General features: G+C 65.8%; 20 protein-coding genes. 10 read left to right on the forward strand and 10 right to left on the reverse strand.

Annotated elements, in window-relative coordinates; genetic code table 11:
* Positions 1 to 273 precede the first annotated feature (273 nt).
* Complete coding sequence (locus QX094_RS09460; protein ID WP_315717903.1) at positions 274 to 948, reverse strand: response regulator transcription factor; 675 nt, start codon at positions 946 to 948, stop codon at positions 274 to 276.
* A gap of 352 nt (positions 949 to 1,300) precedes the next feature.
* Here QX094_RS09460 and QX094_RS09465 point away from each other — a divergent pair, with 352 nt between their 5' ends.
* On the forward strand, positions 1,301 to 2,971 hold the full coding sequence (locus QX094_RS09465) for an MFS transporter (protein ID WP_315717904.1): 1,671 nt from the start codon (positions 1,301 to 1,303) through the stop codon (positions 2,969 to 2,971).
* A 108-nt stretch (positions 2,972 to 3,079) separates the two neighbouring features.
* Here the strand turns inward: QX094_RS09465 and QX094_RS09470 are convergent, their stop codons facing one another.
* From QX094_RS09470 to QX094_RS09480, 3 genes are all read right to left on the reverse strand, one after another.
* Positions 3,080 to 3,547, reverse strand: coding sequence for a secondary thiamine-phosphate synthase enzyme YjbQ (locus QX094_RS09470; protein WP_315717905.1), 468 nt, complete (start codon positions 3,545 to 3,547; stop codon positions 3,080 to 3,082).
* A gap of 24 nt (positions 3,548 to 3,571) precedes the next feature.
* Positions 3,572 to 4,138 (reverse strand): hypothetical protein, encoded by a 567-nt coding sequence (locus QX094_RS09475; protein ID WP_315828027.1) that lies wholly within the window; start codon positions 4,136 to 4,138, stop codon positions 3,572 to 3,574.
* A 102-nt stretch (positions 4,139 to 4,240) separates the two neighbouring features.
* Positions 4,241 to 4,864 carry a 2-hydroxychromene-2-carboxylate isomerase gene (locus QX094_RS09480; protein ID WP_316170728.1) on the reverse strand — a complete coding sequence of 208 codons (624 nt, stop codon included), beginning with the start codon at positions 4,862 to 4,864 and terminating at the stop codon, positions 4,241 to 4,243.
* 284 nt (positions 4,865 to 5,148) lie between these two features.
* Between QX094_RS09480 and QX094_RS09485 the strand changes: the two genes are divergently transcribed.
* The 5 genes from QX094_RS09485 (at position 5,149) to QX094_RS09505 (ending at position 7,720) form a co-directional block, all read left to right on the forward strand.
* Positions 5,149 to 5,526 (forward strand): AtpZ/AtpI family protein, encoded by a 378-nt coding sequence (locus QX094_RS09485; RefSeq protein WP_315717908.1) that lies wholly within the window; start codon positions 5,149 to 5,151, stop codon positions 5,524 to 5,526.
* An 87-nt stretch (positions 5,527 to 5,613) separates the two neighbouring features.
* Complete coding sequence (locus tag QX094_RS09490; protein ID WP_316187859.1) at positions 5,614 to 6,357, forward strand: F0F1 ATP synthase subunit A; 744 nt, start codon at positions 5,614 to 5,616, stop codon at positions 6,355 to 6,357.
* Between the two features lie 40 nt (positions 6,358 to 6,397).
* A complete protein-coding gene (locus QX094_RS09495; RefSeq protein WP_006615622.1) occupies positions 6,398 to 6,625 on the forward strand; it encodes a F0F1 ATP synthase subunit C in 228 nt (75 codons plus the stop codon).
* A 28-nt stretch (positions 6,626 to 6,653) separates the two neighbouring features.
* A complete protein-coding gene (locus QX094_RS09500; RefSeq protein WP_315717910.1) occupies positions 6,654 to 7,229 on the forward strand; it encodes a F0F1 ATP synthase subunit B' in 576 nt (191 codons plus the stop codon).
* On the forward strand, positions 7,229 to 7,720 hold the full coding sequence (locus QX094_RS09505; RefSeq protein WP_316187860.1) for an ATP F0F1 synthase subunit B: 492 nt from the start codon (positions 7,229 to 7,231) through the stop codon (positions 7,718 to 7,720). The genes QX094_RS09500 and QX094_RS09505 overlap by 1 nt, the downstream gene beginning before the upstream one ends.
* 107 nt (positions 7,721 to 7,827) lie before the next feature.
* On the opposite strand, the gene QX094_RS09510 is transcribed toward QX094_RS09505, so the two are convergent.
* The 4 genes from QX094_RS09510 to thrC form a co-directional block, all read right to left on the reverse strand.
* Positions 7,828 to 8,445 carry a hypothetical protein gene (locus QX094_RS09510; RefSeq protein ID WP_316165809.1) on the reverse strand — a complete coding sequence of 206 codons (618 nt, stop codon included), beginning with the start codon at positions 8,443 to 8,445 and terminating at the stop codon, positions 7,828 to 7,830.
* 142 nt (positions 8,446 to 8,587) lie between these two features.
* Positions 8,588 to 9,175 (reverse strand): GNAT family protein, encoded by a 588-nt coding sequence (locus QX094_RS09515; protein WP_315717912.1) that lies wholly within the window; start codon positions 9,173 to 9,175, stop codon positions 8,588 to 8,590.
* Positions 9,176 to 9,289: 114 nt separating this feature from the next.
* On the reverse strand, positions 9,290 to 10,579 hold the full coding sequence (locus tag QX094_RS09520) for a pitrilysin family protein (protein WP_315751523.1): 1,290 nt from the start codon (positions 10,577 to 10,579) through the stop codon (positions 9,290 to 9,292).
* Positions 10,579 to 11,994 (reverse strand): threonine synthase, encoded by a 1,416-nt coding sequence (gene thrC, locus QX094_RS09525; protein WP_315827987.1) that lies wholly within the window; start codon positions 11,992 to 11,994, stop codon positions 10,579 to 10,581. Before thrC ends, QX094_RS09520 begins: the two co-directional genes overlap by 1 nt.
* A gap of 1,640 nt (positions 11,995 to 13,634) precedes the next feature.
* Here thrC and QX094_RS09530 point away from each other — a divergent pair.
* From QX094_RS09530 to QX094_RS09545, 4 genes are all read left to right on the forward strand, one after another.
* Complete coding sequence (locus QX094_RS09530; RefSeq protein ID WP_316187861.1) at positions 13,635 to 13,958, forward strand: heavy metal-binding domain-containing protein; 324 nt, start codon at positions 13,635 to 13,637, stop codon at positions 13,956 to 13,958.
* Positions 13,955 to 14,182, forward strand: coding sequence for a hypothetical protein (locus QX094_RS09535; protein WP_315717916.1), 228 nt, complete (start codon positions 13,955 to 13,957; stop codon positions 14,180 to 14,182). Before QX094_RS09530 ends, QX094_RS09535 begins: the two co-directional genes overlap by 4 nt.
* Positions 14,183 to 14,449: 267 nt before the next feature.
* Positions 14,450 to 15,283 (forward strand): PhzF family phenazine biosynthesis protein, encoded by an 834-nt coding sequence (locus tag QX094_RS09540; protein WP_316187862.1) that lies wholly within the window; start codon positions 14,450 to 14,452, stop codon positions 15,281 to 15,283.
* A gap of 86 nt (positions 15,284 to 15,369) precedes the next feature.
* The gene (locus QX094_RS09545; protein WP_315828026.1) at positions 15,370 to 15,957 is read left to right on the forward strand and encodes an NAD(P)H-dependent oxidoreductase; all 588 of its coding nucleotides are present in this window, start codon (positions 15,370 to 15,372) and stop codon (positions 15,955 to 15,957) included.
* Between the two features lie 25 nt (positions 15,958 to 15,982).
* Here QX094_RS09545 and QX094_RS09550 read toward each other — a convergent pair whose 3' ends face one another.
* Positions 15,983 to 16,387: a carboxymuconolactone decarboxylase family protein gene (locus QX094_RS09550; RefSeq protein ID WP_315827985.1), complete on the reverse strand. Its 405-nt coding sequence runs from the start codon at positions 16,385 to 16,387 to the stop codon at positions 15,983 to 15,985.
* Positions 16,326 to 16,805 (reverse strand): MerR family transcriptional regulator, encoded by a 480-nt coding sequence (locus QX094_RS09555; protein WP_316187863.1) that lies wholly within the window; start codon positions 16,803 to 16,805, stop codon positions 16,326 to 16,328. Before QX094_RS09555 ends, QX094_RS09550 begins: the two co-directional genes overlap by 62 nt.
* Positions 16,806 to 16,856 lie beyond the last annotated feature (51 nt).

The following is a 16,856-nucleotide window of genomic DNA, read 5'->3' on the forward strand; positions in this document are numbered from 1 at the left end:
ACGGGCGCGGCCAGCGCCCGGCCTTCCCTGCGCCCTCTGTTCAAGAGGGTGGATGATCGGCAAAGCTCGGACGCGCGATGCGCCGCGAGGCCGTGAAGGTGTGTCGCGAGTGAAGCAGAAGGCGTGCGGAATGGACGCTGTCCACATACACTGCAAGACGGCATCAAGCGCCGGCCAATGGCGCCTCCGGCAGACCGCTGCGGGGTGTCGTCATTCCGGGGCGGCTCGCAGAGCCGAACCCGGAATGACGACTCATCCAGATTTTCCCGTCGCTTACTTCCCCGTCGGCGCGTCCTGCCGCCAGGCGCTGCCCGCGATCTTCGCCGCCGCAATCACCGCCTGCGTCCGGCTCTCGACACCGAGCTTCTGCAGGATGGCCGACACATGCGCCTTGATGGTCGCCTCGGAGACACCGAGCTCGTAGGCGATCTGCTTGTTGAGCAGCCCCTGCGACAGCATCATCAGCACCCGCACCTGCTGCGGGGTCAGCGTCACCAGACGGTCGCGCAGCCTGGTCATCTCCGGATCGGCGCCGGCCGCCAAGTCCGTGTCGGGCGGCACCCAGACGTCGCCGTCCATCACCTTCTTGATGGCATCGCGCAGCGTGTCGACGCCGAACCGCTTCGGGATGAAGCCGGAGGCGCCGAAATCGAGCGAGCGGCGGATCGTCGCGCCATCGTCGCTCGCCGACACGATGACGACCGGGATCGCCGGATATTGCGCGCGCAGATAGATCAGGCCCGAGAAGCCGGAGATGCCGGGCATGGTGAGGTCGAGAAGTACGAGATCGACCTCGGAATCCTTTTCCAGCAGCGCGGTGAGGTCCTCGAACGAACCGGCCTCGTCGACCACGGCCTCCGCGAGCACGCTCGCGACCGCCTGCCGCAAAGCGTTGCGGAACAGCGGGTGATCATCGGCAATGACGAGATGGGTGCTGGCAGCCGCCATGAATCCAGACTTGACCTTGCGAGACCGACGACGTGCTGCAACTGCACGCGCCCGGTTTTCCGGAAATACTCGCCCGGCCACCGGTTGCATGCAAGCGTCCAATTCCACTTGCAGGGAAGGCGGTTAATCCGAACCTTGTGCAACGCAACATCGGTAGCGCGACGGCCGCTCACCGAACTTGATCCGGCGCAATGTCCCCATCTTTCCCGCGCGCCGCAGAGGGCAGAGCCGAAAGTCGTATTGGGGCGGGTTTCACTGCAATGTTACTGAAGAGCAAGGTCTCCGCGACCTGCGCCGTCCAAGTCCGGCATGCGGAGGCGAAAGCCATCATCACAACAATCATGGGGAGCGAATGCCGATGTCAACAATGGTAGCCACACAAGCGAGATCGGGAGGCATGACGAAGGACGAACGCTTCGTCATTCTGGCCTCCTCTCTCGGCACCGTCTTCGAGTGGTACGACTTCTATCTTTACGGGTCGCTGGCCTCGATCATCGGCGCGCAGTTCTTCAGCGGCTATCCGGCAGCCACCCGCGACATTTTCGCACTGCTCGCGTTCGCCGCCGGCTTCCTGGTCCGCCCGTTCGGCGCGATCGTGTTCGGCCGCATCGGCGACATCGTCGGCCGCAAATACACCTTCCTGGTCACGATCCTGATCATGGGCCTGTCGACCTTCATCGTCGGCCTGCTGCCGAACGCCGAGACCATCGGCTTCGCGGCACCGGTGATCCTGATCGGCCTGCGCCTGCTGCAGGGCCTCGCGCTCGGCGGCGAGTATGGCGGCGCCGCGACCTATGTCGCCGAGCACGCCCCGATGGGCAAGCGCGGCTACTACACCTCCTTCATCCAGACGACGGCGACGATGGGCCTGTTCCTGTCGCTGCTGGTCATCCTGTTCACCCGCACCATCATCGGCGAGGCCGACTTCGCCAAATGGGGCTGGCGCATTCCGTTCCTGGTCTCCGTGCTGCTGCTCGGCGTCTCCGTCTGGATCCGTCTGCGCCTGAACGAATCGCCCGTGTTCCAGAAGATGAAGGACGAGGGCAAGAGCTCGAAGGCGCCGCTGACGGAAGCGTTCGCGAACTGGGGCAACGCCAAGATCGTGTTGCTGGCGCTGATCGGCGCCACGATGGGCCAGGGCGTGGTCTGGTACACCGGCCAGTTCTACGCGCTGTTCTTCCTGCAATCGATCCTGAAGGTCGATGGCTACACCGCCAACCTGCTGATCGCCTGGTCGCTGCTGCTCGGCACCGGCTTCTTCATCGTGTTCGGCATGCTGTCCGACAAGATCGGCCGCAAGCCGATCATCATGGGCGGCTGCCTGATCGCGGCACTGACCTTCTTCCCGATCTTCAAGATGATCACCACCAACGCCAATCCGGCGCTGGAGAAGGCGATCGAGGCGACGAAGGTGGAAGTGGTGGCTGATCCCGCCGGCTGCGGCGATCTGTTCAACCCGGTCGGCACCCGCGTCTTCACCGCGCCTTGCGACACCGCCCGCGCCTTCCTGGCCCAGTCCTCGGTCAGGTACTCGACCGTTTATGGCCCGGCCGGCTCCGGCGTGAAGGTCACCTTCAACGGCAAGGAAGTGCCCTACACCGATGCGAAGACCAGCAACCCGGCGCTGACGGCCGCGATCGGCGAGGCCGGCTATCCGAAGGCGGGTGACGCCGGGATCGTCAAGATGGCGCATCCGTTCGACATCTTCCGTCCGCAGGTGGCCGCCATCATCGGTCTGCTGTTCATCCTGGTGATCTTCGTCACCATGGTGTACGGCCCGATCGCCGCGATGCTGGTCGAGCTGTTCCCGACCAAGATCCGCTACACCTCGATGTCGCTGCCGTATCACATCGGCAACGGCTGGTTCGGCGGCCTCCTGCCCGCAACCGCCTTCGCGATCGTGGCCTCGACCGGCGATATCTATGCCGGCCTGTGGTACCCGATCTTCTTCGCCGTGATCACTGCGGTGGTCGGCTTCCTGTTCCTGCCGGAAACCAAGGACGTCGACATCCAGGCCAATTGATCACGAGGCGAGCGGCACCCCGCTCGCATCTGCCTCCAACGACGAGCGGCCGCGGATCACTCCGCGGCCGTTCCGCATTTCAGACCCGCGGGTTTTCTCTTTATGGCCTCAGGCCGCGCCGATGAACTGCAATACCACCTCGCGCCGATGCGGACGCGCACGATGCTCGATCAGATAGAGCGCCTGCCAGGTGCCGAGCATCATGCGTCCGTCCTGCACCGGCACCTGCAGCGAGACCGCGCTCAGCATGGTCTTGACGTGTGCCGGCATGTCGTCCGGCCCCTCGGTGTCGTGCATCCAGCCGGCATCCTCCGGCGCCAGCCGCGCCAGCGCCGTGGTGAGATCGTGCAGCACGGTGGGATCGGCATTCTCCTGGATCGTCAGCGACGCCGAGGTGTGGCGAACGAACAGGGTCACCGCGCCTTCCCTGGCGGATACTTCACGCAGAAACGCCTCGACCTCGCGCGTGAGATCGGTGAAGCCGCGGCCCGAAGTCTGCGCCGTCAGGATCGACGTCGCCACCGTATCGATCGCGACGACCGAAAGTGCCGTGCGCGAGGCCGATCGTGCCGACATGGATACAGCCTCCTCGAAGCGGTCTCAGATCCTGCCCGAGACGTCCTTCTGCACCCGTGTTGCCATGTCGAGCAGCCGGCGCCAGGCCTGCTCGAGGAACCCCATCATGCGGTCCATGTCCTGGTCGCTGGGCAGCGGGATCTCGAGCTTGCGCGTTCCATCGGAGGATTTCGATTCACCCGGCTTGTCCCCCGTCCTGGGTTCGGCTTTCCTCAACTGATCGGACTTGGGCAGCGCCTGATCTTTCGGCAGCGGCTCATCAATCTTGCCGGAGATGCTCTGATCGCGCGACGCGAGCTGGCCCTTGAGCTTTTCATTCTCCGCCTGCAGACGGCCGATCTCGGCGTCCAGCGCGGCGCGCTCATCAGGCACCGCGTAACAAGCAAAGCCCGATCCACTGCTGTTGTTGCACATCGAGACCGCACCGGTCTTGGTATCGAGCCGGATCACGCCGTCCGATGTCGTCGACATCGTATAGCGTCCCTTGTCGCCGTCAGGCGCGGTGTCCTCGACCGCAAACGCCTCTCCGCCCAGGCAGCTCAACGCCAGCAGCGCGAGGAGGGACGGCCGGTACGGCTTCGTGAGACTCATGGCTGGCTCTCCCAGGCGCATTCGCAACCGCCGCCATGCACGCCGACATTGTGTCGCGGCCATGACGTTGCCTCAGGTGCGATCCCCTGCCACAGGCCGCACCTATGCTTCGGACGTATAGGCGGAGCGACCGGATTTCAACGCGTCCGCCAGCAGCTCGAGGCGGTCCTGCCCCCAGAAGATCTCGCCGTCCAGCACATAGGCCGGCGAGCCGAACACGTCGGCCGCGATCGCGTCCTGCCGGTTCTGCTCGTAGGCCGCCCCGACCACGTCCGTCGCCGCCTGCGTCACGAGATCGCGGCCCGGCAGACCGGCTGCATCGGCCAAGCCGGCGATCACCTCGGCATCCGCAAGATTGAGCTGCTGCTCCCAGATGGCCGGGAAGGCGCGCTGCAGATAGGGCTCGGGATCCAGGCTGGCCTGCTGCGCCGCGATGACGACGCCGTCGGCGAGCCGGGCGTTGAAGGGCCAGTTGCTCGGCTGGATGTGGAAATCGAGACCGCGCTTGTCGCGCCACCGCTTCAGCTCGACGATGCGATAGCGCTGCCGCGCCGGATGGCGCTTGGCCAGCGGAAGCCCGCCGGTCTCGGCGAACAGATCCACCAGCATGACCGGTTTGAGGTTGACGGTCGCGCCGTGGCTCGCGGCGATGTCGCGGAACAGCCGGTGGCCGATATAGGCCCATGGCGACTGCAGCGAGAAATAGTAATCGATCTGGCGCGACATGCGGGTTCCCGTGCCGGTTGGAGGTCAGCGACATCGGATCAGAGGGCACTGACAGGTGCAAGATCGCAGCCGCACACAACACTGTTGATGCGGCGCGGTGACACGCGCGACCGATCTGACGAAAAAGCCGAGAAAACGTGTAAATTCAGGCATCTAACAGTTCAACACGCAATCTTGACTTGGGGGGATGCGGTCAGTATGGTCCGCCCGGCTTTAAAGGGCGATGGGGCGCTAATTCCTGAAACTCGCGGCCGGGTCGGGTCTCCACACGTGGCGGATGGCACATGGCGGATGACACGAACGAGAGCAGCGGACACAAGGATCGCGACAAGTCGCCCGATGAGGTTGCGCTTTCCGCAAGGCTCGGAAGTCTCGACCAACGGTTGTCCGAAATTCGCGACGGCCGCTCGATCGGGACTGATCAACCTGGAATCGGCAGCGGTGACACTGCAGCCAGGGCTTCGGCCATGGCGCGTGGCCTGCGACTGTCGTCCGAGTTGATTGCCGGTGTCCTCGTCGGCGCGGTGCTTGGATGGGGCTTCGACCGCTTGCTGTCGACATCGCCCTTCGGATTCATCGTGTTTTTCCTGCTCGGCTTCGCCGCCGGCGTGTTGAACGTGGTGAGATCCGCAGGCATAGCTCCCGACAGGCCCCGCCAGTGAGGCATGCGCGGAAGACCTCGGCGCGGAAGACCAACGAGTGAATTGCAAAGCGCCGGCGTGGCCGGTGAACAATGAGACGCCACGCGGATGATCGATCCGATCCATCAATTCCACCTCAACAAGATCTTCACGATCGGCCATATCGGCAATCAGGAGATCACCTTCACCAACTCGTCCGCGTACATGCTGCTCGCGGTCGTGCTGATCGCCGTCATGATGATGGCCGCCGGGCGCGCGCTCGTGCCGGGCCGGTTCCAGTCGGTGGTCGAGCTGTCCTACGAATTCGTCGCCAACACCATCAGAACCAGCGCCGGCCCGCACGGCATGACGTTCTTCCCGCTGGTGTTCTCGCTGTTCATGTTCATCTTCGTCTCGAACATCGTCGGCATCATCCCCTACACCTTCACCGTCTCCAGCCACATCATCGTCACCTTCTCGCTGGCGCTCTTGGTGTTCCTGACGGTCATCATCTACGGCTTCTACAAGAACGGCCTGAAGTTCTTTAAGCTGTTCGTGCCGTCCGGCATCCCCGCGGTGATCCTGCCGCTGGTGGTCGTGATCGAAATCATCTCTTTCTTCTCCCGCCCGATCTCGCACAGCGTCCGTCTGTTCGCCAACATGCTGGCCGGCCACGTCACCCTGAAGGTGTTCGCGAGCTTCGTGACCATGCTCGGCGCGCTCGGCTTCGTCGGCAAGGTCGGCGCGCTGCTGCCGCTCGGCCTCACGGTCGCGCTGACCGGCCTCGAGCTGATGGTCGCGTTCCTCCAGGCCTACGTCTTCACGATCCTCACCTGCATCTATCTCAACGATGCTATCCATCCGGGCCACTGATCCGGCCCTCTCTACCAAACCCCTCAAAGGAGTTCGTTTCATGGATCCGGTTGCAGCGAAGTACATTGGCGCGGGCATTGCCTGCATCGGCATGGGTGGCGCGGGTGCCGGCATCGGCATCATCTTCGGCAACTACCTGTCGGCCGCTCTGCGCAATCCGTCGGCCGCTCAGGGCCAGTTCGGCAACCTGATTTTCGGCTTCGCGGTGACCGAAGCGCTCGGCATCTTCTCGCTGCTGATCGCCCTGCTCCTGCTGTACGCCGTCTAAGACGGCCTGAGCCGGACAGGAGAAGCCCGTGGCTGAAAGTCATGGCGAGGCCAAGGGCGGCGAGGCCAAGGGCACCGCAAGCGCCCATACTGAGGCCGATGGCGGGCATGGTTTCCCTCCCTTCCAGAAGGAAACCTTTCCCTCCCAGATCGTCTCCCTGGTGATCGCCTTCGTGGCGCTGTACGTGATCGTTTCGCGTGTGGCGCTGCCGAAGGTCGGGGCCGTCATCGACGCCCGCCAGAAGTCGATCGACGGCGATCTGGCTGAAGCGCAGCGGCTGAAGGATGAATCCGAAGCCGCGATGAAGGCGTATGAGAGCGAGCTGGCGACGGCTCGTGCCCGTGCCCAGGCGATCGGAGCGGAGACCCGCGAGAAGCTCGCGGCTTCTTCGGACGCCGAGCGCAAGGCGCTGGAAGACAGCCTCGCGGCCAAGCTCGCGGCGGCTGAGAAGTCCATCGCCACCACGCGCACGACCGCAATGAGCAATGTCCGCGGCATCGCCGCAGACGCAGCCAGCGCGATCGTGAAGCAGCTCACCGGCAAGGCCCCCGCGGCCAAGACGGTCGAGGCTGCGGTCGATGCATCGTTGAAGGGAACAGCCTGATGCATTTGCTCGCTGATCCGGAAACCTGGGTTGCGATTGCCTTCGTGATCCTGATGGGCCTGTTCGCCTATCTCGGTGTCCATCGCACGGTCCTGAAGGCGCTCGACAATCGCTCCGAGCGCATCAGATCCGAGCTGGCGGAGGCCAAGCGGCTCAAGGAAGAGGCGGCCAAAGTGCTCGCCGATTACAAGACCCGCCGCGCCAGCGCCGAACGCGAGGCCGAGGAGATCGTCACCAGCGCGAAGGCGGAAGCCGAGCGCATCGCGGCGGAGGCCAAGGCCAAGATGGAAGACTTCGTCGCCCGTCGCACCAAGGCCGCCGAGGGCAAGATCGCCCTCGCCGAGGCCCAGGCTCTCGCCGACGTCAGGTCCGCTGCGGCGGAGGCCGCCGTCCAGGCCGCCGCGACCGTGCTGTCGCAGTCGGTCAAGGGCGCTCTTGGCGAAGACCTCGTCGCCAAAGGCATCGCGGAAGTCGGCCGCAAGCTGAACTGAGCGGCAGTCCGTCTCCATCCATCAACTTCAAAAGGCCGGTGCGATCCCATCGCACCGGCCTTTTGCTGTTCACGCTCTGCGGCGAGCGCCTCGCGCCACGGCAATCGTCACCGCCGCTTCTTGCCGTGCGGCCGCTCCGGGGTCAGCGCCTGCGGGTCGAAGCCGATGTAGAAGACGTAATTGTCGGCATTGGCGCCGGGCGGCGGCACCGGATAGACCATGTCCTCCGCGACGATCGTGAACGGCACGCTGCCGTCCTCGGTCATCTGCACCGTGGTGCGATACGACTTGGTGGCGATCACCTTCTCGCCGATGCCGCCCTGGACCACGGCGATGCGCATCGGAATGTCGACGCTCGCCGGCGCGCCCGCGGGGCCGGCAACGATGCGGCCCTGGATGCCGATCTTGGCGGTGATTTCGGCCCCGTTGAGACTGCATTCGCGCGCGGTCTTGGTGATCGACGCCTGGAACCGGACGTCGTTGCCGACGGCCTGCTTGCCGGGCGCGGCCACGGCGTAGGTCGAGGCGCCGGCGCGAATGTTGACCGGCGGACAGGTCAGGCCCTCGGTCGGATCGACCGGCGGTCCGCCGCTGGCGGGCAGGTTCTCCTGCCCCTTGTTGTCGGAACCGCCGCCGAACAGGCTCTTGAAGCGGTCGGTCAGCGATTGGGCGGCTGCCGGCGGCGCCGCGCCGGCGGCTCCCAAGGCCAGCAGCACGGCTGCCAACGTTCCAGCCCTGATCACGCTCGTCTCTCGCATCGTCTGATATCCCCGGCAACTCGGTCGCCCAGCCCAGGCGTCTATACCCATTTCAGAGGCCGGAACCAGCCCCGATCGGCCACTCCCGCGGCGATCCCGATCACGATTGCTACCCCCGGAAATCCTCGTGCAACAGGCCGTAGAGGTAATGGTCCTGCCAGACCCCGTTGATGCAGAGGTAGCGACGCGCCAGGCCCTCGCGGGTGAAGCCGCATTTCTCCAGCACGCGAATCGACGGCGTATTGGTCGGGATGCAGGCCGCCTCGACCCGGTGCAGATTGAGCTCGCCGAACAGGGTCGGCAGCAGCAGCCGCAGCGCCGCCGTCATATAGCCATGATGTGCGAACGGCTGCCCCATCCAATAGCCGATGGTGCCGGCCTGAACGATGCCGCGGCGGACATTGGCGAGCGTGATGCCGCCGAGCATGGCGCCGTCCTGCTCGCGAAAGACGATGAACGGATAGGAGCGGTCGGCCGAGATGTCCTCGGCATAGCGGCGCAGCCGGCGGCGGAAGCCGGAGCGCGTCAGGTCATCGGATGGCCAGATCGGCTCCCAGGGCGTGAGATAGTCGCGGCTGATCTCGCGCAGCCGCGCCCATTGCGCATAATCGGCCATCTGCGGCGCGCGCAACAGCAGGCCCTGGCCGCGCGGAGCCAGCGCAGCCGGTCCGTTGGATGGCAAGCGAAACAGGGCCATCTGTGATGCTCCCCCTGCTCTTTCCGGGTCGAAGCCTGCTCCGACCTACCCCAGAGCTCCGATGCCGAGCGCTGGCGGATTGCAATGCGCGGACGGCACCGAGCCGCACCACGTTCAGTGCAGTTGGGCTTTCGATCTCGAACCGGTCAGACCTTCGGCGAAAGTGACCGCCGTGTCCAGACCCCTGCCGGTGCCGAGCGCGACGACCGCCGGCTTGCTGCGTGCGAGCAGCGCCCGCGCCGCATCGCGCGTGCTCTCGACGCTGACCGCCTCGATCTTGGCGACCATCTCCTGCAACGTCTGCGGCCGGCCATAGGCCAGGATATGCCGCGCCAATTGCTCGGCACGGGCACTGCAGCTCTCGAGCGCCATCAACAGCCCGGCCTTCATCTGCGCCTTGGCGCGGGCGACCTCGGCCTCGCTCAAGGTCTCCACCGCGTTGCCGATGATGTCGACCACGACCTCCATCATCTCGGGCGCGTCGGCCGGATCGGTCCCGGTGTAGAGGCCGAAGAATCCCGTGTCGCTATAGGGCGCGTGGAACGTGTAGACGGAGTAGCAGAGCCCCCGGTTCTCGCGCACCTCCTGGAACAGCCGGGACGACATGCCGCCGCCGAGGATGTTGGTGAACACCTGCAGCGAGAACAGCGACGGGTCGGCCTGCGGCACGCCTTCGAGCGCGAGCGTCAGATGCGCCTGCTCGAGATCGCGATGCACGACGCGTGAGCCGCCCTTGCCGAATGCCGCCGGCAGCGGCTTCGGCGCCGGCCCGCCATTGAAGCTGGCAAATCGTTTCGTCACGTCTTCGACCACGCGCTGATGATCGACGGCGCCGGCCGCGGCGACCACCATGTCCGGCCCGCGATAATGCGTCGACAGATAGCCGTGCAGCTTGTCGCGATCGAACGCCTCCAGCGTCTTGGCGGTGCCGAGCAGCGAGCGGCCCATCGGCTGGTCCGGAAAGCATAGCTCGTTGAGATGCTCGAACACGACGTCGTCGGGCGTGTCCTGCGCCGCGCCGATCTCCTGCACGATCACGTTCTTCTCGCGCTCCAGCTCCTCCGGCACGAACGACGGATTGGCGAGAATGTCGGAGAGCACGTCGAGCGCCATCGGCACGTCGGCCTTCAGCACGCGGGCGTAGTACGCCGTGGTCTCGGTCGAGGTGCCGGCATTGAGATCGCCGCCGACGGCCTCGACGGTCTCGACGATCTCGCGCGCGCTGCGCGTGGTCGTGCCCTTGAACGCCATGTGCTCGAGCAGATGCGAGATGCCGTGCTCGTCCGGCTTCTCGTCGCGGCCGCCGACGCCGGCCCAGACCCCGAGCGCCGCCGTCTCCAGATGCGGCATCGTGTCGGTGACGACCGTCAACCCCGTCGGCAGCTTGGTGACTTCCACGCCCATCATGCAATTCCCTGCTTGGCGGCCCGGCTGACCGAGCGGATGAACTTCTCCACCTCGGCCTGGTCGTTCCGCATGATCCTGATGTCCTCGCGCCTGCTCATCAGCCCTTCGAGCCACACCGGCAAATGCGGCCGCATCCCGCAGGCGGCCTCGACCGCATCGGGGAATTTGGCGGGATGCGCGGTCGACAGAACGATGTTCGGCACCGACAGATCGGTGCCGTCGCGATCGGCCACCGCCAGCGCCACCGCCGTGTGCGGATCGACGAGATCGCCGGCCTCGCGGAAGGCGGCGCGGATCGCGGCCGCGGTTTCGATCTCGTCAGCGCGGCCGGCGTCGAAATCGGCGCGGATCGCCGCCAGCATGGCATCCGGCAGCACGAAGCGGCCGGACTGCTTGAGGCTGTCCATCAGCCGCCGCACGGTGCCGGCGTCGCGGCCGCCGGCTTCGAACAACAGCCGCTCGAAATTCGACGACACCTGGATGTCCATCGAGGGCGAAGCCGTCGCATGCACTTCGCGCACCTCGTAGATGCCGGTCGTCAGCGTCCGGGCGAGGATGTCGTTGACGTTGGTCGCGACGCGCAACGTGCGCACCGGCAGGCCCATGCGCTTGGCGACATAGCCGGCGAAGACGTCGCCGAAATTGCCGGTGGGCACGGTGAAGTCGACGGCGCGGTGGGGTGCCCCGATCGCGACCGCCGAGGTGAAGTAGTAGACCACCTGGGCGACGACGCGCGCCCAGTTGATCGAGTTGACGCCCGACAGCCTGACCGAATCGCGGAAGCCGTGATGGTTGAACAGGCCCTTCACGATCGCCTGGCAGTCATCGAAATGACCTTCGATCGCCAGCGCATGGACGTTGGCCGCGCCCGACGTCGTCATCATCCGCCGCTGCACCTCGGAGATGCGGCCATGCGGGAACAGCACGATGAGGTCGGCATTGTCGCGGCCGGCGAAGGCCTCGACCGCCGCGCCACCCGTATCGCCTGATGTCGCCACGACGATGGTGGTGCGCTCGCCGCGCTTGGCCAGCACGTGGTCCATCAGCCGCGAGATCAGCTGCATCGCCACGTCCTTGAACGCCAAGGTCGGGCCGTGGAACAGCTCCAGCACGAACTGATGCGGCGCGATCTGGTCGAGCGGCACCACGGCGGGGTGACGGAACGTCGCATAGGCCTCGTTGGCCATGCGGCCGAGCTCTTCGTCGGAAATCTCGCCGGCGACGAACGGCTTGATGACCTCGACGGCGACCTCCCAATAGGGCCGGCCAAAAAACGACGCGATCGTCGCGGGCGTCAGCTGCGGCCAGGTCTCGGGCACGTACAGGCCGCCGTCACGGGCGAGCCCGGTCAGCATCACATCGCAGAAGGTGAGCGCGGGGGCTTCCCCGCGGGTCGAAACATAGCGCGTCAAACCGCTCTCCTGACCTGCGTCACCAGGCCATAACCCGTTGATTGAATTCGAAATCGGAACCGCCCGGCGGCAACATGGTCCGGCACCATAATGGTTTTGACCTTGTTGCGAAACCGGTTGTTGCCGCAGCGATGGTCCCGGCTGCGGGTTACGGCGGCGTTACGGTGGGTCACGGGGCATCGGTTACGAGACTTGGGTCGCAACGGCTGACCCGGGCCGGTCCAGCGGACCATCCGCCCCACGGCTTTCATCCCCGGTTCAACCGGGCGATCCCGTACGCCGTGGCGGCCGCGGTCGACCGCACCGCCGCGGCGTCCCGGATCCCCGCCTGCGCGGGGATGACGGCGGTGCCTGCGACTTCCGGCCGGGCACTTCGAGCACGCGAACGAACGATGGGATATCGGCACGATCTCTCCACCTCGTCATTCCGGGGCGCGCGGAGCGCGAGCCCGGAATCCATAACCACGACCGGGAGTATGGATTCCGGCTCGCCCTGCGGGCGCCCCGGAATGACGGCGGTGCGTGGAGAAGCGTTCTCGCGGCGCGATGAGCGCCCGAGCTTTGCAAGCATACCTCCCTCCGAATCGGAGGGCGCAGGGAAGACCGGATGCCGGCTGGCACCCGCGGCCCCCGTGCGAACAAGAATGCACGGGGCAGGAACCACAGGTTCAGCCAGAGCGACCCGGCCTTCCCTGCGCGATGGCTTACGACTTATACGCGATCTCCTCGGTGCACCGGGCTTTTTGGCCACCGTCATCGACGCGATGCATCGGCACCAGCGCCAACTTGATACCAGCGTCGGGGTATCAGGACCACGCGACTTCGCCGTCCGCGCCGGCCGCACTCGTCAGTTGCCGCCGACCCGTCCATCGCATCCCACCTCACGTCCGTGACGACGCGTACGCCCCTCGCAACGAGGCGGGATGGCGATAGACAAGCATGATTTCGGAAAAAATGAAATAGAAAAATGTCCGTGAGACCATACTACACGGGTGATCGTGTTGCGCGGGCTCACGAAATTAGTCTCTCGGCGCAACCGAATGCCGATCTTCCGGCGCGCGCGCATGCCGCCGCGAACAGCCCGTCGGGCGACTCGGATCAGGATCTTGAGGGCCGCCACCTCGATGCCGCGCCCCGCTTGAGCGCAGCACGGGCCTCTTCACATCAACCACCAGAATCGTCTGGGAGATAGAATGTGTATCCGAATGGCGGATTGAAGCGTCGATAGAACCAACCGACCGGATACACGTCTTGGACGGCGACCGTTCCAACTCGACCAGGATCACGCCAGCGATGATCGGCCATGACACGGCGGATCGCTCGTTCGGTTGCCACGTCCGCTGTCGGCGCATTCAGGACACACGTCGTGAAGAAGCCGCACCTGGTCGGCTTCCCATCCATCAGAACAACGAAGTCCTTGCCGTTCAGCAAGATTCGAAAGCGCACGATTTCACCCGACGATACTGCCCACGCGGACGCTCGGTACCCCACCGCATCATCAGAGCCTATCTGGGGGTAAGATTCGATGAATTTGGCCGAGGGAGGGCGACAACGGAACGTTAGGACTCGCCCGGACCTTGGCGACTTCGAACCTCAGGAGCGCTCGCTCGGACCAAATAGGACCACAACAGGAGCCTTCCATGATCGTCGTAACGACGGAAAACGTGACCGGCCACCGCACGGTGCGGATGCTGGGGCAGTGTTTTGGGGTGGTGGTGCGCAGCCGCGGGCTCGGGGGCAATCTGGTGGCCAGCCTGCGCTCGATCGTCGGCGGCGAGATCCACGAGTACACGCAGATGCTGGAGGAGGCGCGGTGCCATGCGCTCGACCGGCTCGTCTCCAACGCCACGTCGATGGGCGCCAACGCCATTCTGATGATGCGTTTCGATAGCGCCGAGATCGGCCAGACCATGAGCGAGATCGTCGCCTATGGCACCGCCGCCGTCATCGAACCCGCGCCGTGATCGATCTCGTGCTCTGGCTCGCGGTCATATCAGCGGTCGTCCTGGTGTGGTTCGTCTTCCGCCAGGGAGGCTACAAGCGCGATGCGCTGGCGGCGCCGCCAGGCCCGGACTGGATCAAGACCGAGGAGCGCTTCGTCGATCCCACCAGCGGCGAGACGCTGGACGTGTGGTTTCATCCGCGGACCGGCGAGCGGGCGTATGTGAGGGCGGGCCGATCCGTGTAGACCGCGGTCGAACGCGGGAGACCATCGCACCGACGACACAGGGAAGCCGCGTCACATTCCGCCGTCGTCCCTGCGAACGCAGGGACCCATAACCACCGGCTTCGGTGGGACGACGACTGGCAGTTGCGCTTCACCGATAGATTCCGCGGTATGGGTCCCTGCGTTCGCAGGGACGACAGCGGTGCGTGGAGTCACGTCTTGCACATCTTCACTTGCGAGCGCTGAAAGCCTAGCATCGCCAACACAGAGATCGAGCGCGAGACCTCCATGATCATCCAGCACATCGCAGCCTTCACCGACGGCCCACGCGGCGGCAATCCGGCCGGGGTCGTCATCTGCGAGGCGCTGCCCGAGGCCGCCACCATGCAGGCGACGGCGGCGGAGATCGGCTATTCGGAGACGGCGTTCGCGGCGCCCATCGGCGACAAATGGCGGGTGCGCTATTTCGCGCCGCAGGCCGAGGTGGATTTCTGCGGCCACGCGACGATTGCGCTCGGCGCGGCGCTGGCGAGGCACGAGCGCTCCGGCACGTTCGCACTGACGCTCAACCATGCCGAAATCACTGTCGACGGGCATCATTCGGCGACCGACTGGAGCGCGGCGTTTCGATCGCCGCCGACGCTGACCCGGGCCCTGCCATCTGCGGCGCTCGACAAGATCCTGACGCTGTTCGGGCTGTCGCAAGACGAACTCGACGAGCGGATCCCGCCGGTGATCGCTCACGCCGGCATGGATCATCCAGTGATTGCCCTGCGCGACCGCAGCCGCCTGGCTGCCATCAGCTACGACTTCGCTCGAGGCCAGGTGCTGGCACAGCGTGAGCGCTTCTGCACCTTCGCCCTCGTACACGCCGAGACGCCGCAGCTGTTTCACGCCCGCAACCCGTTTCCGTTCGGCGGCGTCTACGAGGACCCGGCGACGGGCGCGGCGGCCGCGGCGCTGGCCGGCTATCTGCGCGAGCTCGCCTGGGCGACCGAGGGGCCGATCGTGATCCGCCAGGGCGAGGACATGGGCGTGCCCTGCTGCCTGCAGGTCGATCTCGACGGCCCTCCAGGCGCGCCGGTCCGGGTGTCCGGGCGAGCCCGGTTGATTCACGCGTGATTTGATTTGAAATCCCGGGGCGCTTGGCTGCCATAGTGCGCGGGCTGCAAGAACGAGCGCTTCGTTCGCCAGCGGAGCACGCCGTGATGATGTCGACCGAGATGCAGCAGGACACATCGCTCATCGTTCTGATCAGCGGCAGCCTGCGCGCCCGCTCGGCCTGCCGTGCAGCGATCGTCGCCGCGGCCGAGCTGGCGCCAGCGGATGTCACGCCGGCGATCTACGTCGGGCTGAGCGAGCTGCCGCACTTCAATCCCGACCACGATTGCGATCCCTTGCCCGAGCCGGTCATTCGCTTGCGCAAGCTGCTCGGCGACGCCCGCGCCGTCATGCTGTCGACCCCGGAATATGCGGGCTCGCTGCCGGGCAGCTTCAAGAACATGATCGATTGGACCGTCAGTGCCGGCAGCCTCTATCGACGGCCGATCGGCTGGATCAACTGCTCGGCCCATGGTGGCGCGCACGACGCCCATGCCGACCTGCGCAGGGTGCTGGAGCGCGCGGGCGCGACGATCGTCGATGAGGCTTGCGTCGCCGTACCGGTGCCGCCGACGGCAATGACCGCAGATGGTCGCATCGCGGCCCCCGACATGCGTGCGGCCATCGCGGATGCGATCGCCGCACTGGCCTTGGCCGCGTCCGCAGGCGATGAGAACACACAGCCATCGTCATGACTGTGCTCACCGCGGGCGCCCGAATTCATGCGGGCTTCGCGTCCGCTTCCGCGAACACCGCCTTGGCCGCGAACAGGCCGTTGAGCGCGGCGGGGAAGCCGGCATAGACCGCCATCTGCATGATCACCTCGGTGATTTCCGCGCGGCTGAGGCCGACATTGAGGCCCGCATGGATGTGCACCTTGAGCTGAGGGGTGGCATTGCCGAGCGCGGTCAGGGACGCGATGGTCGCGATCTCGCGGCTGCGCAGATCGAGGCCGGGGCGCGAATAGATGTCGCCGAACGGAAACTCGATCACGTAGGTCGCGAAATCCGGCGCGATGTCGGCGAGCGCCGCGATCACATTGCGGCCGGCCTCGCCGTCGATGCTATCGAGCGCGCGCCGGCCGCGCGCCAGCCGATCCTGATCGTTGTTGGCGCCGGATGGCATGCCGCCTGGCATCGGGCTCGTCGTCGTGGCCTGGTTGGGCGTGGATCGCGTCATCATCGTTCGTCCTCTCGCTGCTGCCGGCATAGCCGGCGATCTTGCCGTCGAGAACGAGAAGGCAGTCCTGCAGGCTGGCGACGCGCACCCGGACCGCGTCGCGATGCCGCTCCAGGAGCCGGCGTCGTTCCGGCTCCGTAGCAGCGCCGCCCGCACGCAGCTCGGCGTAGCGCAGCATGTCCCGGATCGGCATTCCCGTGGCCTTGAGACGGCCGAGGAATTCGATCCAGGTCAGGATCGATGCGTCGTAGTCCCGCTGGCGGGCATGATCGCGATCGGCCCTGGGCAGCAGCCCGATCCGCTCGTAGTAGCGGATCGTATGGGGCGTCAGCCCCGACTGCCTGGCCAGTTCGCCGATCTTCATGCGCCCCTATCTCCATTCACGACGCCACGCAGGCTACGGGTTCGAGTGCGC

Source organism: Bradyrhizobium sp. SZCCHNS1050 (assembly GCF_032484785.1).
In the GTDB taxonomy this organism is placed as follows: domain Bacteria; phylum Pseudomonadota; class Alphaproteobacteria; order Rhizobiales; family Xanthobacteraceae; genus Bradyrhizobium.

What these genes read in the sequence shown, in the direction of transcription:
- QX094_RS09460 (WP_315717903.1), bottom strand. Translation starts at nt 948, where the DNA reads ATGGCGGCTGCCAGCACCCATCTCGTCATTGCCGATGATCACCCGCTG.
- QX094_RS09465 (WP_315717904.1), top strand. Translation starts at nt 1,301, where the DNA reads ATGCCGATGTCAACAATGGTAGCCACACAAGCGAGATCGGGAGGCATG.
- QX094_RS09470 (WP_315717905.1), bottom strand. Translation starts at nt 3,547, where the DNA reads ATGTCGGCACGATCGGCCTCGCGCACGGCACTTTCGGTCGTCGCGATC.
- QX094_RS09475 (WP_315828027.1), bottom strand. Translation starts at nt 4,138, where the DNA reads ATGAGTCTCACGAAGCCGTACCGGCCGTCCCTCCTCGCGCTGCTGGCG.
- QX094_RS09480 (WP_316170728.1), bottom strand. Translation starts at nt 4,864, where the DNA reads ATGTCGCGCCAGATCGATTACTATTTCTCGCTGCAGTCGCCATGGGCC.
- QX094_RS09485 (WP_315717908.1), top strand. Translation starts at nt 5,149, where the DNA reads ATGGCGGATGACACGAACGAGAGCAGCGGACACAAGGATCGCGACAAG.
- QX094_RS09490 (WP_316187859.1), top strand. Translation starts at nt 5,614, where the DNA reads ATGATCGATCCGATCCATCAATTCCACCTCAACAAGATCTTCACGATC.
- QX094_RS09495 (WP_006615622.1), top strand. Translation starts at nt 6,398, where the DNA reads ATGGATCCGGTTGCAGCGAAGTACATTGGCGCGGGCATTGCCTGCATC.
- QX094_RS09505 (WP_316187860.1), top strand. Translation starts at nt 7,229, where the DNA reads ATGCATTTGCTCGCTGATCCGGAAACCTGGGTTGCGATTGCCTTCGTG.
- QX094_RS09515 (WP_315717912.1), bottom strand. Translation starts at nt 9,175, where the DNA reads ATGGCCCTGTTTCGCTTGCCATCCAACGGACCGGCTGCGCTGGCTCCG.
- QX094_RS09520 (WP_315751523.1), bottom strand. Translation starts at nt 10,579, where the DNA reads ATGGGCGTGGAAGTCACCAAGCTGCCGACGGGGTTGACGGTCGTCACC.
- QX094_RS09530 (WP_316187861.1), top strand. Translation starts at nt 13,635, where the DNA reads ATGATCGTCGTAACGACGGAAAACGTGACCGGCCACCGCACGGTGCGG.
- QX094_RS09540 (WP_316187862.1), top strand. Translation starts at nt 14,450, where the DNA reads ATGATCATCCAGCACATCGCAGCCTTCACCGACGGCCCACGCGGCGGC.
- QX094_RS09545 (WP_315828026.1), top strand. Translation starts at nt 15,370, where the DNA reads ATGATGTCGACCGAGATGCAGCAGGACACATCGCTCATCGTTCTGATC.
- QX094_RS09550 (WP_315827985.1), bottom strand. Translation starts at nt 16,387, where the DNA reads ATGCCATCCGGCGCCAACAACGATCAGGATCGGCTGGCGCGCGGCCGG.
- QX094_RS09555 (WP_316187863.1), bottom strand. Translation starts at nt 16,805, where the DNA reads ATGAAGATCGGCGAACTGGCCAGGCAGTCGGGGCTGACGCCCCATACG.